19 protein-coding genes are annotated in these 15,387 nt (G+C 61.0%); 7 read left to right on the top strand and 12 right to left on the bottom strand.

The genetic code is table 11. The annotated features are described in order from the left end of the window. Positions 1 to 51: 51 nt before the first annotated feature. The 12 genes from BN1118_RS06210 to glyA all read right to left on the bottom strand — a co-directional run bounded on the left by BN1118_RS06210 (position 52) and on the right by glyA (position 10,858). Positions 52 to 1,776, bottom strand: a complete 1,725-nt coding sequence (locus BN1118_RS06210; RefSeq protein WP_043555038.1) for a dipeptide ABC transporter ATP-binding protein — start codon at positions 1,774 to 1,776, stop codon at positions 52 to 54. Positions 1,777 to 2,287: 511 nt separating this feature from the next. Continuing rightward, positions 2,288 to 2,782, bottom strand: coding sequence for a phosphatidylglycerophosphatase A family protein (locus tag BN1118_RS06205; RefSeq protein ID WP_043555036.1), 495 nt, complete (start codon positions 2,780 to 2,782; stop codon positions 2,288 to 2,290). Beyond that, positions 2,779 to 3,738: a thiamine-phosphate kinase gene (gene thiL / locus BN1118_RS06200; RefSeq protein WP_043555035.1), complete on the bottom strand. Its 960-nt coding sequence runs from the start codon at positions 3,736 to 3,738 to the stop codon at positions 2,779 to 2,781. Before thiL ends, BN1118_RS06205 begins: the two co-directional genes overlap by 4 nt. Positions 3,739 to 3,795: 57 nt before the next feature. Further along, positions 3,796 to 4,209, bottom strand: coding sequence for a transcription antitermination factor NusB (nusB, locus tag BN1118_RS06195; RefSeq protein WP_042035824.1), 414 nt, complete (start codon positions 4,207 to 4,209; stop codon positions 3,796 to 3,798). 14 nt (positions 4,210 to 4,223) lie between these two features. Then, positions 4,224 to 4,694 (bottom strand): 6,7-dimethyl-8-ribityllumazine synthase, encoded by a 471-nt coding sequence (gene ribH / locus BN1118_RS06190; RefSeq protein WP_042866640.1) that lies wholly within the window; start codon positions 4,692 to 4,694, stop codon positions 4,224 to 4,226. Between the two features lie 131 nt (positions 4,695 to 4,825). Next, positions 4,826 to 5,935, bottom strand: coding sequence for a bifunctional 3,4-dihydroxy-2-butanone-4-phosphate synthase/GTP cyclohydrolase II (gene ribBA, locus BN1118_RS06185; protein WP_043140152.1), 1,110 nt, complete (start codon positions 5,933 to 5,935; stop codon positions 4,826 to 4,828). Between the two features lie 142 nt (positions 5,936 to 6,077). Beyond that, positions 6,078 to 6,731 (bottom strand): riboflavin synthase, encoded by a 654-nt coding sequence (locus BN1118_RS06180; protein ID WP_043555226.1) that lies wholly within the window; start codon positions 6,729 to 6,731, stop codon positions 6,078 to 6,080. 55 nt (positions 6,732 to 6,786) lie between these two features. Then, positions 6,787 to 7,896, bottom strand: a complete 1,110-nt coding sequence (gene ribD / locus BN1118_RS06175) for a bifunctional diaminohydroxyphosphoribosylaminopyrimidine deaminase/5-amino-6-(5-phosphoribosylamino)uracil reductase RibD (RefSeq protein ID WP_043140151.1) — start codon at positions 7,894 to 7,896, stop codon at positions 6,787 to 6,789. A gap of 189 nt (positions 7,897 to 8,085) precedes the next feature. Then, complete coding sequence (gene nrdR / locus BN1118_RS06170; protein WP_042866644.1) at positions 8,086 to 8,535, bottom strand: transcriptional regulator NrdR; 450 nt, start codon at positions 8,533 to 8,535, stop codon at positions 8,086 to 8,088. A gap of 134 nt (positions 8,536 to 8,669) precedes the next feature. After that, positions 8,670 to 9,002, bottom strand: a complete 333-nt coding sequence (locus BN1118_RS06165) for an NIPSNAP family protein (RefSeq protein WP_043140148.1) — start codon at positions 9,000 to 9,002, stop codon at positions 8,670 to 8,672. A gap of 65 nt (positions 9,003 to 9,067) precedes the next feature. After that, positions 9,068 to 9,496: a hypothetical protein gene (locus BN1118_RS06160; RefSeq protein ID WP_043555032.1), complete on the bottom strand. Its 429-nt coding sequence runs from the start codon at positions 9,494 to 9,496 to the stop codon at positions 9,068 to 9,070. 108 nt (positions 9,497 to 9,604) lie between these two features. Then, a complete protein-coding gene (glyA, locus tag BN1118_RS06155; RefSeq protein ID WP_043555030.1) occupies positions 9,605 to 10,858 on the bottom strand; it encodes a serine hydroxymethyltransferase in 1,254 nt (417 codons plus the stop codon). Positions 10,859 to 11,208: 350 nt separating this feature from the next. Between glyA and BN1118_RS21595 the strand changes: the two genes are divergently transcribed. From BN1118_RS21595 to BN1118_RS06120, 7 genes are all read left to right on the top strand, one after another. After that, positions 11,209 to 11,439 carry a hypothetical protein gene (locus BN1118_RS21595; RefSeq protein WP_156994836.1) on the top strand — a complete coding sequence of 77 codons (231 nt, stop codon included), beginning with the start codon at positions 11,209 to 11,211 and terminating at the stop codon, positions 11,437 to 11,439. After that, positions 11,429 to 11,716 carry a hypothetical protein gene (locus BN1118_RS06145; RefSeq protein WP_043555027.1) on the top strand — a complete coding sequence of 96 codons (288 nt, stop codon included), beginning with the start codon at positions 11,429 to 11,431 and terminating at the stop codon, positions 11,714 to 11,716. The genes BN1118_RS21595 and BN1118_RS06145 overlap by 11 nt, the downstream gene beginning before the upstream one ends. Positions 11,717 to 11,742: 26 nt before the next feature. Then, positions 11,743 to 12,147 (top strand): GFA family protein, encoded by a 405-nt coding sequence (locus BN1118_RS06140; protein WP_043555026.1) that lies wholly within the window; start codon positions 11,743 to 11,745, stop codon positions 12,145 to 12,147. Between the two features lie 148 nt (positions 12,148 to 12,295). Beyond that, positions 12,296 to 12,940 (top strand): molecular chaperone TorD, encoded by a 645-nt coding sequence (gene torD / locus BN1118_RS06135; RefSeq protein ID WP_043555024.1) that lies wholly within the window; start codon positions 12,296 to 12,298, stop codon positions 12,938 to 12,940. A gap of 4 nt (positions 12,941 to 12,944) precedes the next feature. Beyond that, the gene (locus BN1118_RS06130; protein WP_043140136.1) at positions 12,945 to 13,313 is read left to right on the top strand and encodes a hypothetical protein; all 369 of its coding nucleotides are present in this window, start codon (positions 12,945 to 12,947) and stop codon (positions 13,311 to 13,313) included. 169 nt (positions 13,314 to 13,482) lie between these two features. Next, positions 13,483 to 14,622, top strand: a complete 1,140-nt coding sequence (locus BN1118_RS06125) for a hypothetical protein (protein WP_043555023.1) — start codon at positions 13,483 to 13,485, stop codon at positions 14,620 to 14,622. Next, positions 14,612 to 15,250, top strand: coding sequence for a porin family protein (locus BN1118_RS06120; RefSeq protein ID WP_043555021.1), 639 nt, complete (start codon positions 14,612 to 14,614; stop codon positions 15,248 to 15,250). Before BN1118_RS06125 ends, BN1118_RS06120 begins: the two co-directional genes overlap by 11 nt. Positions 15,251 to 15,387: the final 137 nt, after the last annotated feature.

Here is a 15,387-nt window from a genome sequence, read left to right as displayed (position 1 = left end):
GCTTTTTATTGACACTTTTTGTGACAAGCAGACCGGCGAGCCGGCTCTTTCCTAGCTTGCGATTTCCAGCCCCTCGCGGGACATTCCCTTGAACTCCGGCATCAGCGAGATCAGCTTGCGGCTGTACTCATGCTCGGCATTGGTAAACAGTTTTTCGGTCTCGGCCACTTCCACCAGATGACCGTGCTGCATCACGCCGATGCGATCGCACATCTGGCGGATCACCGGCAGATCGTGGCTGATGAACAGCATGGTCAGCCCGAGCTCCTGCTGCAGATCCTTGAGCAGGTTGAGGATCTGGGCCTGTACCGAGACATCCAGCGCCGAGGTGGGTTCGTCGCAGATGAGGAAACGCGGCCGGGTCGCCAGGGCGCGGGCGATGGAGATGCGCTGACGCTGACCACCGGAGAACTCGTGGGGATACTTGACCCCGGCACCGCGGCCGAGCCCGACGTGATCGAGCAGATCGTTGACGATGCCCTCGATCTGGCTCTCGCTGCCTGCCAGCTTATGGAAGCGGATGGGCTCGGCGATGATGTCACGCACCTTCATGCGCGGGTTCATCGAGGAGTAAGGGTTCTGGAACACCATCTGCATCTGGCGGCGCAGCGGACGGCGCTCGTGCTCCCCTTTCAGAGCCGTCAGATCGATCCCCTCGAAGAAGATCTTGCCGGTATCGGGCGGATAGAGACCTGTGATGGCGCGGGCTATGGTGGATTTGCCGGAACCCGACTCCCCCACCAGACCGAAGGTTTCCCCTTCGAAGATCTCGAAGCTGATGTTGTTGCAGGCGCGCACATACTGGCGGCGGCTCGGGAAGATGGAGTCCTTGGTGACGAACCTCAGATCCACGTTCTCCACCCGCAGCAGGGCCCCCTCGTAGGTGCGCTCGTCCTGACTCTGGCCGAGCCAGTGGGTCTTGAGATCGATATTGGTATCCGGCGCACTGGCATCCTCGATATAGGAGACCAGCGGGAAGCGCACCAGCTTGACGTCCGAGCGGGGCACAGCCGAGATGAGGCTGCGGGTATAAGGGTGAGTGGGGCGACCCAGCACCTGTTCCGTGGTACCGAACTCCACCAGATCGCCGCGATACATGACCGCCACCTTGTCGGTGACGTTGGAGACCACCCCCATGTCGTGGGTCACCAGCATGCAGCCCACCTGGCGCTCTTTGCAGAGGTTGCGGATGAGCTGGAGGATCTGATCCTGAATGGAGACGTCGAGGGCCGTGGTCGGCTCATCGGCGATGATGAGCTCGGGATCGCACGACAGCGCGATGGCGATGACCACCCGCTGACGCATGCCGCCGGAGAACTGATGCGGATACTGCTTGATGCGCAGCTCGGGCTGCGGGATCCCGACCGCGCCCATCAGCTCGATAGCCTTGGCAAAGGCGGCATCGTGAGAGAGCTTGGTATTGGCCAGTATGGTCTCCACCAGTTGCTGTTCTACGGTGAACAGCGGATTGAGGGAGGTCATGGGATCCTGGAAGATGAAACCGATGCGGGAACCACGGATGGCCCGCATCTCGTTCTGGCTCTTGCCGGAGATGAGTTCGCCGTTGAGATAGATGTCACCACGGGCGATGCGGCCCGGCGGGCTCAGCAGATCGATGACGGCATTGCCTATGGTGGATTTACCGGCGCCAGATTCGCCCACCACACCGACGATCTCCCCTTTTTCGACACACAAAGAGAGATCTTTGACCGCGGCCAGCACCCCATAGCGGGAGGGGTACTCGATCCGCAAGTTTTTCACTTCGAGCAAGGACATGTTTACCTCTGCGGGGGACATCCGTCCCAAATAATTCGTCCGTAAATCGGCCGCAGATGCCGGTTGTGCCTTGAGTACTGATCTTGAGTGCTTTTCTGAGTAATAAACGCTCAATCCATGAGGCAGCGAAACCAGCGATCCGGGCGGGTTTTTTGCATTTTTTTGGAATAACCCGCGAGTAACTTAGACGGTTTGACCGCGAGTGTAAATGATCGGGTTATACAATTTCGCAATACTTTGCTCAGTCAGCGGCCATTGCGGCAGTCATAAATGATGACTTGTGTCACATAACTAGACTATATGACCACCATTAAGATTTTTTAGTGCTTTTACTTTCAACAAAGACGCAACAGGCGGAAATAATCACTATTGGCACAATAGCATTAAGCTTCGAATGAGTAGTGAATATTTATGTGAAATGATTTTTTAACGGCAGCATATGCCGATGAATGAAAACTAAACAGAGCTATATAGGGGGATGCCAGGCTGGCGATCCCCCTTGCGGGGAGATTCACCCCAGCCAGTATGCCAGCAATTGCATACAAAACAGGGCGAACAGGCCGGCGATAAGATCGTCCAGCATGATGCCGAGTCCACCGTGAATGCGGCGATCAAACCAGGAGATGGGCCAGGGCTTGAACACATCGAACAGCCGGAACAGCACGAAGCCGGCCAGCACCCACTGCCAACCGGCTGGCGCCGCTATCATGGTCACGCCAAAACCTATCACCTCGTCCCAGACGATGGCACCGTGATCCGGCATGCCGATGGCATCGGTGGCACTCTGGCAGATACGAATGCCCGCCACGAACCCCACCGCCAGCAGGGCGATGAACCAGGGCGTCGGCAGACCGCTCACCAGCAGATAGAGCGGAATGGCGACCAGCGTCCCCATGGTGCCCGGCGCCCTGGGGGAGAGACCGGAGCCAAACCCCACCGCCAGCAAGTGCAGCGGGTGCTTCAGGTTCAGTCGTGTCAGCTCGGGCTTTATCCTGAACAAGCTCATGCGAAGTGATCCCACCCTTTCAGTTGCAGTTCAACCACTTGCTCGCCTCTCAGGTAGTCGATACCCACCTCGCCCGCTACGATGCGGCCGATGCGGGTGAACTTGACGCCACAGTTGGCCAGCGCCGTATCCAGCGCGCCGCGATACTCCTCCGGCACGGTGAAGCAGAGCTCGTAGTCATCGCCACCGGCCAGCGCCAGCTGCCAGGCATCCTGCTCGGGCACCGCATCCTGCAGCACGGGCGAGAGGGGCAGCAGACCGAGATCTATTTGCGCTCGCACCCCGGAGGCCTTGAGGATGTGGCCGAGATCCGAGGCCAGACCGTCGGAGAGATCCAGCGCACTGCTCGCCAGCCCGCGCAGGGCCTGCCCTGCCAGAATGCGAGGATGGGGATGATCGAGCCGTGGCAGCACGGCGGCCAGCTGGTTCTCGTTGAGGCTGCGCTTGCCGAGCAGATGGGAGAGCGCCAGGGCGGCATCCCCCAGGGTGCCGGTGACATAGATGCCGTCGCCGGCCTTGGCACCGCTGCGCATCAGGGCGCGACCGGCAGGGACGGATCCCTTCACCGAGACTGTGATGGAGAGTGGGCCGCGGGTCATGTCCCCACCCACCAGCGCCACGTTGTAGTATTCGGCAAGCTCCAGGAACCCTTCCGCAAAACCGGCAACCCAGGCCTCGTTGATGGTGGGCAGGGTCAGCGCCAGCGACACCCAGCGCGGCTCGGCGCCCATGGCGGCCAGATCGGAGAGATTGACCGCCAGCGCCTTGTAGCCGAGATCCACCGGATCCATGTCGGGGAAGAAGTGGACGCCGCTCACCAGGGTATCCGTGCTCACCGCCAGCTGGGTATCGGCCGGCAGGGTCAACAGGGCGCAGTCATCTCCGGGTCCCATCACCACGTCCTTGCGGGCGTGGGGGACCTTGAAGTACTTATCAATCAGCTCAAATTCACCCATACAGTAAAAAGCCAGCGGTTAGGCTGGCTCCTCTCTTAATGCTGACGGACAGCAGGATCAACGCTTGGCCAGCGTCTTGATCACCTTGTCCAGTACACCGTTGACAAACTTGTGGCTGTCATCGGCAGCAAAGGCCTTGGCCAACTCGATCGCTTCGTTGATCACCACGCGCGGCGGCACATCATCACGACGGGTCAGCTCATAGGTCGCCAGACGCAGGATCGCCTTGTCCACCATGTCCACTTCTTCCAGCGGACGGGAGAGGAAAGGGGAAAACACCTTGTCCAGCTCGTTGCAGTGGAGGGCTACCCCGAACAGCAGATCGCGGAAATAGTTCAGGTCCACACCCTTGGTGTCCTGATCTATCTTGAACTGCTCTTCGATGTCGCCCACGTTGGCCCTGGTCATCTGCCACTGGTAGATGGCCTGGGTGGCGCAATGGCGGGCTTTACGGCGCTCGGACGGTTTCAATCTACTTCTCCTCGTTACACGTCCAGCTGTTTCAGGACGTTGATCATTTCGAGCGCGCTCAGTGCAGCCTCTGCACCCTTGTTACCCGCCTTGGTACCGGCGCGCTCGATGGCTTGTTCAATGTTTTCTGTGGTCAGTACGCCGAAGGCAACGGGAATCTCATATTCCATCATTACCTGGGCCAGGCCCTTGCCGTTCTCGCTCGCCACCAGCTCGAAGTGGTAGGTGCCACCACGGATGACGGTGCCCAGCGCGACTATGGCGTCGTATTGACCACTCTTGGCCAGCTTCTTGGCTGCCAGGGGGATTTCGACGGCGCCCGGCACGCGCACCAGGGTCAGATTGCTGTCCTGGATCTGGCCTTGACGTTTCAGCACGTCCACAGCACCGTCCACCAGGCTTTCGTTGATGAAGCTGTTGAAACGGGCAACGACAATAGCAACGCGCGCCTCAGGAGCGGCGATATTTCCTTCGATAACCTTCATTGGAAATCCTGTATCTGTGCAATCAAAAGGGGCCGGTGTCAAAAGTGCGCACATTCTAGCACAACAGACCCACGACAAAAACCATGGCCGCAACGGGCGGCCATGATCTCAATGTCATTCGGACGACGCGCTTATTCGCCCACGTATTCCACCACTTCCAGACCGAAACCGCCGAGGGCATGGTATTTCTTCGGCGAGCTCAACAGCCGCATCTTGCCGACCCCCAGCGTCTTGAGGATCTGGGAGCCCACGCCGACCCGGCGCGAGGTGCCCTGCCACTTGGCCCCTTCCGGTTGCAGCCCCTTGTCGGCGGCTTCAAAGCCCTTGACCCGGGCCAGCAGCTCCTCGCCGTGGGCCTCGGCCCCCAGGATCACCAGCACGCCACCTTCCTGGGCGATGCGGGCCATGGACTTGGGCAACGGCCAGCTGCGGGCGGCGTGACGGTCGGTCAGCAGCAGATCGCTCAGCACGTCGTGCAGATGGACCCGCACCAGGGTCGGCTGCTCGGCCTGTACTTCGCCTTTCTTCAGGGCAAAGTGCACCTGGTTGTCTATGGTGTCGCGGAAGGTGATGAGGTCGAACTCGCCGTATTCGGTAGGCAACTTGCACTCGGCCACCTTCTCGACCGTGGTCTCGTGCTGGTTGCGGTATTCGATAAGGTCGGCAATGGTGCCAAGCTTGATGCCGTGCTGCTCGGCGAAGATCTCCAAGTCAGGACGGCGCGCCATGGTGCCATCCTCGTTGAGGATCTCGACGATGACGGAGGCCGCCTCGTAACCGGCCAGCCGGGCCAGATCGCAGCCCGCTTCGGTGTGACCGGCACGGGTCAGCACGCCGCCATCCTGCGCCATCAGCGGGAATATGTGGCCCGGCTGCACCAGATCGGCGGCCTTGGCATTGGGCGCCACCGCAGCCTGTACCGTGACGGCGCGATCGGCAGCCGAGATGCCTGTGGTCACCCCTTCGGCCGCTTCTATGGTGACGGTGAAGGCGGTAGAGAACTGGGCATTGTTGCGATCAACCATCAGCGGCAGCGCCAGCTGCTTGCAGCGATCCCGGGTCAGGGTCAGGCAGATGAGACCACGGCCGTAGCGGGCCATGAAGTTGATATCCTCCGGGCGGACACAGGAGGCGGCCATGATGAGGTCCCCTTCGTTCTCCCTGTCTTCGTCATCCATCAGGATCACCATCTTGCCAGCCTTGATATCGGCAATGATTTCCTGGGTTGTGCTCAGCGCCATGGGCTACTCCATCAACATGCTTCGGGGATTGAGCCTGCCGGCTCGGCTTGATACGGGATTATTCTGCTCTAGATGGGGGCACAAGGCCCCATTTCAATCGGAGCGGGATCACAGAAAAGCGTTTTTCCCGCAGCATCGACCGTTACAGGAAGCCGGACCGGGCCAGCTTTTCCAGCGTCAGGGTCGATGACGAGCCGTCATGGGCCTTGCCTTGCATCAGTCGCTCCAGATAGCGGGCTATCTGATCCACCTCGAGATTCACGCGATGACCCGGTTTCCAGCGCGCTATAGTGGTCTCCTGCACCGTGTGGGGCACTATGGTCAGGCGGAACAAGTCCCCCTGCACGGCGTTGACCGTCAGGCTGATGCCATCCACCGCGATCGACCCCTTCTCGGCTATGTAGCGGGAGAGCGACCCTGGCGCCTTGATCCAGTATTCGATGGCGCGGCCGCTGCTGGACTTGCTCTTCACCTCCCCCACCCCGTCCACATGACCGGAGACCAGATGGCCGCCCAAGCGGGAGCTGGGCATCAGCGCCTTCTCCAGATTGACGGGATCGCCCACCTTGGCCGTGGCAAAGCCGGTGCGCGACAGGGTCTCCAGCGACACGTCGGCGGTATAACGCTGGTCGCCAAGGCCAATCACCGTCAGGCAGACGCCGTTGGTGGCAATGGAGTCACCCAGTTTGACGTCACTGAAATCCAGGGTCGGGGCGTGGACTGTGAGGGCCATGTCTTCACCCTGCCGACGCAGCTCGGCCAGGTTTCCCACCGCTTCGATAATTCCGGTAAACATGCAGATCACCTTGCTGATGACGGGGCCGGGCAGGCCCCAGATAAACATTGAAAAATCAGGCTATTTTCGCCGTGATGCGAATGTCCTGCCCCACCAGCCGCACATCCTTGATGTTGAGCTTGGGTGCCTGGAACAGCCGGGTGAGTTCGGGCAGATGGAACAGGCCACGCCCCTCATCCCCCATCAGTCTGGGCGCCTGGTAGAGCACCAGCTCATCCACCAGCCCCTTGTTCAGCAGGGCGCCACACAGCCGCGGCCCCGCCTCCACCAGCACCGAATTGATGTGCTGCTTGGCCAGCAGCATGAAGAGGCTGACCAGATCCAGCTTGCCATCCAGCAGCGGCAGCTCCAGTTGCTGCACCCAGGCCGGCCAGTCGCCGGCAGCCTTGTGGCGGGCCAGCAAGACAGGGCCTGTGCTCTGGAACAGGGGCAGGTCCGGGGTGAGCCGGTTTTGCGAGTCGACTATGACCCGCAGCGGCTGGCGCAACGTCTCTTTGGGGTAGCTGGCCTTGACCGAGGGGGGCAGCTCGTCCCAGCGCACGGTCAGCGAGGCGCCATCGGCCAGCACGGTTTCGGCGCTGGAGAGCACGGCGTCGTGACGGGCCCGCAGTCGCTGCACATCGGCACGGGCCAGGGGCCCCGTTATCCACTGGCTCTCGCCGCTTGCCATGGCGGTGCGGCCATCCAGGCTGGCGCCGAGCTTGACCGTCACCTGCGGGAAAGCGGTGCGCATCCGCTTGAAGAAGCCCGGATTGAGTGCCTCGGCCTCGGCGCTGAGCAGGCCGAAGTCGGTCTTGATGCCGGCCTCAGACAACATGCGCAGCCCGCGTCCGCCCACCTCGGGATTGGGATCGACCATGGCGGCCACCACCCGGGTCACCCCGGCCTTGATCAGCGCCTCGGCACAGGGCGGGGTACGGCCATAGTGGGAACAGGGCTCCAGAGTCACGTAGGCGGTGGCGCCACGGGCCTGTTCACCGGCGGCATGCAGGGCATAGACCTCGGCATGGGGTTCGCCGGCACGCTTGTGCCACCCCTCACCGACCACAACGCCGGCTTTCACCAGCACGGCACCGACGCAAGGGTTGGGCGCCGTGGTATAGCGGCCGCGGCGGGCCAGTTCGAGGGCCCGACTCATCCATTGGTAATCATCTTGACTAAACATCTGAGCTCCCGTTCAAAGCGAGAAAATGGGCGTTGCAGGTTCGATTAGCGCAGCGAGATCGGACGTTGGGGAAGCTTGTTTCTCCAACTTCACCCTCTCTTCGCAGCTTCTTGCCATAAACAAGGCGAATCTCTTCGACGCTGCGATAGGGGGAAACGAAGCGGATATCAGCTTGTCCACCCGACAGCGTTACTTCTCCAGCTTGGCGATCTCTTCGCCAAATTCACGAATGTCTTCGAAGCTGCGATAGACGGAGGCGAAGCGGATATAGGCGACCTTGTCCAGGCCCTTGAGCTCATCCATCACCAGGTTGCCCACCAGCTGGGAGGCGACTTCGCGCTCACCGGTGGCCCGCAGGCGGGACTTGATGTGATTGACCCCCTTCTCGATGGCCTCCATGCTCACCGGCCGCTTCTCCAGTGCCCGCAGTATGCCGGCACGCAGCTTGTCTTCGTTGAAGGGTTCACGGGAGCCGTTGGACTTGATGACGCGGGGCATCACCAGCTCGGCCATCTCGAAGGTAGTGAAGCGCTCGTGACAGAGCAGACACTCACGACGGCGGCGCACCTGATGGCCTTCTGCCACCAGACGGGAATCGATCACCTTGGTATCAACGGCACTACAGAAAGGGCAATGCATCTGACCTCCGGCGTTAACTGAAAAGGCACCTGCCCCGCGGGGTCAGGATCTTGGTCGGCCAGTGTAGCACGGCCATCCAAAGCCGGTAAAAGCCCAGAAAAACAATATGTCACCGCAGCTGCACCTTGGCCGTCTCAGCCAGTGCGCAGCGCCTCTATGGCCTCGCCTGGCAACCAAATCACAGTATTTGCATCCCCCTCGATCAGCGCAACGATGGCCTCTCTCGGGCCTGTTTGCCAGGCCTCGGTCCCATAGAATGCCGCCTGTGAGCGGTTCAGATGCTCAAGGTCATCGTAGGCCCGCATCAGAAAATAGGCGTCCGGATCATGCAAGGAGGGGCCATGGCTCACCACATCCATCCCCCAGGCAAGGTGCAAGGGCAGGCTCTGCTCGGTGACCAGCCGATGAAAAGCCGCCCGGCTCCCGGCCTTGAGCCGATAGCTCCGGATCTCCAGCACTCGCTTCATCACGCTTTCTCCTGCTAAAAACGGTGTAAAAATGCCCGTATGGCGCCACTCAATCGACCAGAGGCTCAATCGTCATAGGGCAAGGCGTCGGGATCGCAGTCCACATGGTCGGGCGCCGGGTCTTGCCCGAACTGCACCGCATCGATATGGGTATGGCCCTGCAGCAAGGCCTTGCTCACCCTGTGCATGCCATCCATGACCCGGCCCGCACTGTCCAGAATGATGGGATAGGCGAGGTCGGCGGCCAGCATCAGCTGACAGTGCTCGACTATGCTGCGCACCGTGGGCCGGATGTTCCCATGCCCGTACCAGTGATCCCTATCGAGCTCCGCGATCTGCGAGAGCGGCACAGCTTGCACCGGCAGCCCGCGGCTCAGCCGCACCAGACGGCGCACATCCCATGCCAGCAGGCCCTCGGGGCTTGGGCGAAAGTGATACTGGGCGCGGATGGCAGAGATGAGTTCCTCATCACTGAGCGCGGTCTGATTTGGCATGGTGCCTCCTCTGTCGGTCGAATGAGTACAGCCCTATGGCAAGGCAGGAGCAGAAAAAACAATGCCACCCTGGGGTGGCATTGTTTTTATACCAGAGTCTCTGGCGTATCAGGCATAAACCGGGAAACGACGGCAGATATCCAGTACCTGCTCGCGCACTGTGGCCAGCACGGCATCGTTGTCATGGTTGTCCAGCACGTCGCAGATCCAGTTGGTCAGCTGGATGGACTCGGCTTCCTTGAAACCACGGCGGGTGATGGCCGGGGTACCGATCCGCACACCCGAGGTGACGAAGGGAGAGCGCGGGTCGTTCGGCACCGAGTTCTTGTTGACCGTGATGTTGGCCTTGCCAAGGGCGGCATCGGCTTCTTTACCGGTCAGCTCGCGGCCGATCAGATCCACCAGCATCAGATGGTTGTCGGTACCGCCGGAGACGATCTTGTAACCACGCTCGATGAAGGTGGCCGCCATCGCCTTGGCGTTCTTGACGACCTGAGCCTGATAGGTCTTGAACTCGGGCTCCAGCGCTTCTTTGAACGCCACGGCTTTACCGGCGATGACGTGCATCAGCGGGCCGCCCTGGCCGCCCGGGAAGACGGCGGAGTTCAGCTTCTTGTAGAGCTCTTCGTCGTCAGCGGCGGAGAGGATCAGACCACCACGGGGACCGGCTAGGGTCTTGTGGGTGGTGGAGGTAACCACGTGGGCGTGGGGTACCGGGTTCGGGTAGACGCCAGCGGCAATAAGACCGGCCACGTGCGCCATGTCGACGAACAGCCAGGCACCGATCTTGTCGGCGATTTCGCGCATGCGCGCCCAGTCAACCACGCCTGAGTAGGCGGAGAAGCCACCTATCATCATCTTCGGCTTGTGCTCGACCGCCAGACGCTCCATCTCGTCGTAGTCGATCTTGCCGGACTCATCGATGCCGTAAGGAATGATGTTGTACAGCTTGCCGGAGAAGTTGACCGGGGAGCCGTGGGTCAGGTGACCACCGTGGGCCAGGTTCATGCCCAGCACGGTATCGCCCGGCTGCAGCAGGGCCATGTAGACGGCGCTGTTGGCCTGGGAGCCGGAGTGCGGCTGCACGTTGGCATAGGTGGCACCAAACAGTTCCTTGGCGCGCTCGATGGCCAGGGTTTCGACCACGTCGACGTACTCGCAACCACCGTAGTAGCGCTTGGCCGGATAGCCTTCGGCGTACTTGTTGGTCAACTGGGAGCCCTGGGCTTCCATGACGCGGGGGCTGGTGTAGTTCTCAGACGCGATCAGCTCGATATGCTCTTCCTGACGACGGGTCTCGTCTGTGATGGCCTGCCACAGCTGGGGATCATAGCCTGCGATGGTCATGTCACGTTTCAACATCCGTTTCTCTCCTGAAAATCGTTTGCGCGTTAGGTGAAGTGGGCAGCGGCATTGTAACGTGAGCGAGATCAAAGAGACAGTCCAACCACCCAAAAAATTGTTTAAAAAATGTAAAATGTGTCGCAAATATCCAAGCCAGCGTCAGTTGCCCAGTCTCCCGAGCGGGGGCCGGTCAAGGCCCTCTTTCCCATGCTTCCTTCCCTGCTGTTCACTCCTCCACAGCGCAGCAAGTCGCCGCAAGCACAGCCAACAAACAGCAAAAACCAGAGCCGGATCATGGATATAGCGTTTACTAACAGATAACATCTTTGCGTGGCACAGTGGTTGCCCAGCCAAGATGGAGGCTAACAATGCCGAGCAAGGCCCTCATCCTGCTCCCAATGGATCTGGATCTGCACCTTCCCCTGGCGCTCACCCTCCGCCAGCACACCAGCCAACCCTGGGTGGGTGGCGACGACCGCCTGACTGAGCCGCCCAGCCGCCGCCGGCCGCCCCATTGCAACACCATGTTCCCGACCCACTTCCGCCTCTCTCTTCCTTCTCTGTACCAGCGCTACACGGGAGTACGCCATGATGGATAACCTGATGCTTTTTCTGATCATATCGGTATTCGCTGTTTTCTATTGGGTCTACTATACCGGCAGTCGCAAGAGCCCCTTTGCCCACCAGTGGGAGGCCTTGCCCACCCGGGAGCAGTATCTGGCCGCCCATCCGGAGGCCGTCGATGGCGATATCATCTTCTGCATTCATTGCGGCCATCATGAGCAGCTGGATGTCGGCCTGCTGCATCAGACCGACTTCCGGCGCCAGCATATCTGCACCCGTTGCAAGCAGGCGCTCTACCGCGAAGAGCGCTGAATCATCCTCAGCCAAGGAACCGCAAGATGAAACAATTGACCGCCAGCTGCCTGTGTGGCGCCGTGGCCCTGAGCCTGCCCGACCGGTTCGACTACCTGGGCAACTGCCACTGCTCCGAGTGCCGCAAGTTCTCCGGTGCCGATTACGCCCCGGTCGGCGGACTGGACGGTGACAAGGTCACTGTCACCCGTGGTGAAGAGGCCATCAGCCGCTTTCAGAAATTCCCCGAGACCAGCCTCGCCTTCTGCCGCCACTGCGGCTCCAGCCTGTTCAGCGAGAAGCGCAGCAGCGGCAAGCTGAACCTGCGCCTCGGCATCCTCAACGAGGCGCCGACCCAGCGACCCGGCTTCCACATCTTCGTTGGATCCAAGGCGCCCTGGCACGAGATCTGTGATGCATTGCCACAGTTCGAGACCCGCCCCACACCCTGACGTCGTCGCCGACATGCCCTGAAAACGTCGCCTCCGGCGGCGTTTTTGCCAGCCTGTTCGGTGAATTGTCACCTATGGGTTAACTTTTCTGCCAAAGCCGTTAGAATCGGGCTCACTCTGTTTCCCGCTTGCCATCCACGGAGGAAAAATGCAGGAATTTCTGGCCACTAGCGAACGTCGGGCCGAACTGTACTGGTGGTTTGCCACCCTGTTTAGCGCCGAGCTCAGCGATGAACAGATCGCCGAATACGACAGCTACGATGTGCGAAGCTTCCTGAAGAGCCTCTCCACGCTTGATCCCATGCGCCCGGCCGTCGCCGAGCTCAACGAGGCCATCGCCCGCCTGCTGGTGCGCCCGGATCGGGCCCGGGCCCTGGCGGCCGATTTCAAGGCGCTGTTTCTGGCCGACCCGGCCGTTCAGCCTTATGAATCCGCCCATCTGACGGCCGCATCCCTGGTGCGCATGCAGCAACGGCTGGCACGGCTCGCCATCGACGTCAGCGCCAAGTACCCGCAGCCGGTCGATCATCTGGGAGTCGAGCTGGATCTGATGGGCAATCTCATCATACGCGCCGCCGAAGCCACCAGTGCCGATCAGCGTGAGCTGTGGCTCGGCGAGCAGGAAGAGTTGCTGCACACTCATCTGCTGGTCTGGTTCCCCCATTTCGAGACCGCCTGCCGCGCCGCCGATCCATTCGGCTTCTATGGCGCCAGCGCTCGCCTGCTGGGGGTATTCCTCACCATGGATGCCAACTACCTCAGCCTGGTCAAACCGGCCCGTTCCGCCGACTGAGTCGATGAAAACCGCCCTGTTGCTGATCGCCTGCTGGCTGCTGACCCTGATCCCGCAGGATCAGGGTCTGACGCCGCTCTTCAGCCTGCTGTTCCATCCGGACAGAGACTTGTACGGCACGGCACAGCTCACCGGCTTTGGCGGCATATTGCTGACCCTCTACCTCGCCAACCTGGGGGTGGAGGTGGTGCTGCGCCGCCGCTTTCAGATAGCCGGCATGCTCACCCTGCTGGTCGCCTGGATAGGTTTTATCAATGCCAGCGGCAGCGAGGCCCACTGGCTCTTGTTACTTGCCCTCTCCCTGCCCTTTCAGGTGCTCGGCCTGCTGGTACTGGCGCGCGGCATTCAGGCATTCGGCCGCCAGAAGGGCTGAAAAAGCGCCAAAAGTATTACAAATCATGACAGCCGGATCCGCAGATACCCCGTTATCGCGGGGCTGACGCAACCACAGCCGGTAACATCCGCTTACATTCAGCTCCCATTCAGTTTTGTTGCAACCGTTATAGTGCCGCTCCTTTTCCCACCGATACAGGAGCAACCCCATGCCTCCACAGGACGCACGCATCACGGGTCTCGACCTGTTGCGAGGGCTCGTCATCTTCATGGCCGTCTTCGAACACTACACCGGCTACCTCAACTACTGGTACATCGACTTCTTCACCCGGGAACAGGCCCTGTGGGACAGCTTCTATCTGTCACACAAGGCCATGGCCGGCCATCTGCTGCCCATGGATCACACCACGGCCCAGGTTTCGGCCTGGCTCATTCCCTGGGTGAGCCAGATCTACCTGGCCCTGGCGGCCTTCAACCTGAGCCGTCGCGATCAGGCCAGCTTCAGACCGCAGCTGGGCGGCAAGCTGGTGCTGTTTGCCAGCATCATTCTGGTGCTCTATGTCGAGGGACTGGTCATAGCCCCCAACTTCGGCGAGGCCATCTCCTTCTATCCGGTCATGCTGTGGATGTGCCTGCTGGCGCTCTTCTCGCTGGTCTACGCCTGGTTCGGCATTCGCGGCATGCTGCTGCTGACCCTGCTCAGCCTGCTGCTGGATCAACTCGGCGTGCAGACCCTGCTCGGCCACATCGACGGCTGGATGAAGCTGCATGTGCACCCCGACTATGAGCTGGATGCCCGCCTCGATCTCTTCATGGCCAGCGGCTGCTTCGGTTTCCTGTATGGCTGGTGCTGGCATCAGCGTCCCCAATGGCGGGATCGCCTCAACGGCCTGGTGCTCACCCTCTCCCTCATAGCCCTCGCCGTTTACCTGGTGTTTGGCGAGAGCAGTTCGGTCGAGCTCAACGACATCTACGCCAACGAGCATGAGCTGGCGATGGACATGACGGGCCGCGCCGGGATCTGGGGCATGGAGTTTCTGGTGATCGGGGTCGTGCTCTGGCTGCATCAGCGCAATATCCGCCTGTGCTGGCGCCCGCTCAACTGGATCGGCATGTATTCGCTGACCGTCTTCATCTTCCACAAGAGCATCTTCGTGCACCTGTGGGGCCCCTTGCTGCTGTGGTGGACTGCGCGCCAGGGCACCATATTGCCCAACAGCTTCGGCCTCATCATGGCACTCAGCGCCACCAGCGTGCTGCTCATCTACGCCTTCCAGCGCTCCGGCATCATCTGCCATCTGATGGGCATGCATCAGGACAGAGACTGGGTGCGGCTCTATGGCAAGTAGTCATCGCTGGCCGCTGCTGGCCCTTGCCCTGGCGTTGCCCCTGTCAGCCAAGGAGCCGGACAACCAGTGGCAAGTGGGCGGCCAGTGGCAGCTTGGCAGCAATCAGGCGGGGGTCAGCGCCGACGCCAGCATGCAGTTCTGGCTCGCCTATGAACGGGAGACCCAGGTCGGCCTGATCTTTGCCGATGGCCAGAGCGCCGGGCTGGCCTTGCCGCTATATAAAAAGAGCTTCTTTGCGGTCGGCGTCGCTCCCATGCAGGTGGTCGATCGCACTCGCTTCAGCGCGCTCTGGCGCCTCGGCTGGCAGCTGGACGAGGATCATCAGCTGACCCTGGGCCAGCTCTATGATGTCACCGGCCGCTATGGCCAGATCTGGTATATGGAGCACAGCCTGCCGCTGCCGGCAGCCCTCTCCCTCAACCTCTGGCTGACCCGGGGCAGTCAGGCGCACATGGCAGCCTATGATGCCGATGCGGGTTGGCGGGACTGGGGGCTCACGCTGGAGCGCAGCTGGGCCTGGCAGCAGTGGCGGCTTGGCACCGAGCTCGGGGCCAAGCAGTGGTTAATCAAGGAGCACGACTGGCAGCCTGTGGTGTACCTGACCCTGAGCTATCGCTTCAGCTGGTAGCGCCCCCACCACGGCACCTTTGACAAGCCAACCCCTGAACGGGTCAGGCACCAGATAGGGGGCAAATGCAGCCCCCTCTCTTCCCTCCAAAGCGCTTCATGCCATACTGACAACACCTTAAATGACAATAAAGTCAA

Source organism: Aeromonas bestiarum (assembly GCF_000819745.1).
Classification (GTDB): domain Bacteria; phylum Pseudomonadota; class Gammaproteobacteria; order Enterobacterales; family Aeromonadaceae; genus Aeromonas; species Aeromonas bestiarum.
The sequence above is the reverse complement of the archived record's forward strand: the minus strand, read 5'-3'. Positions and strand labels throughout refer to the sequence as shown.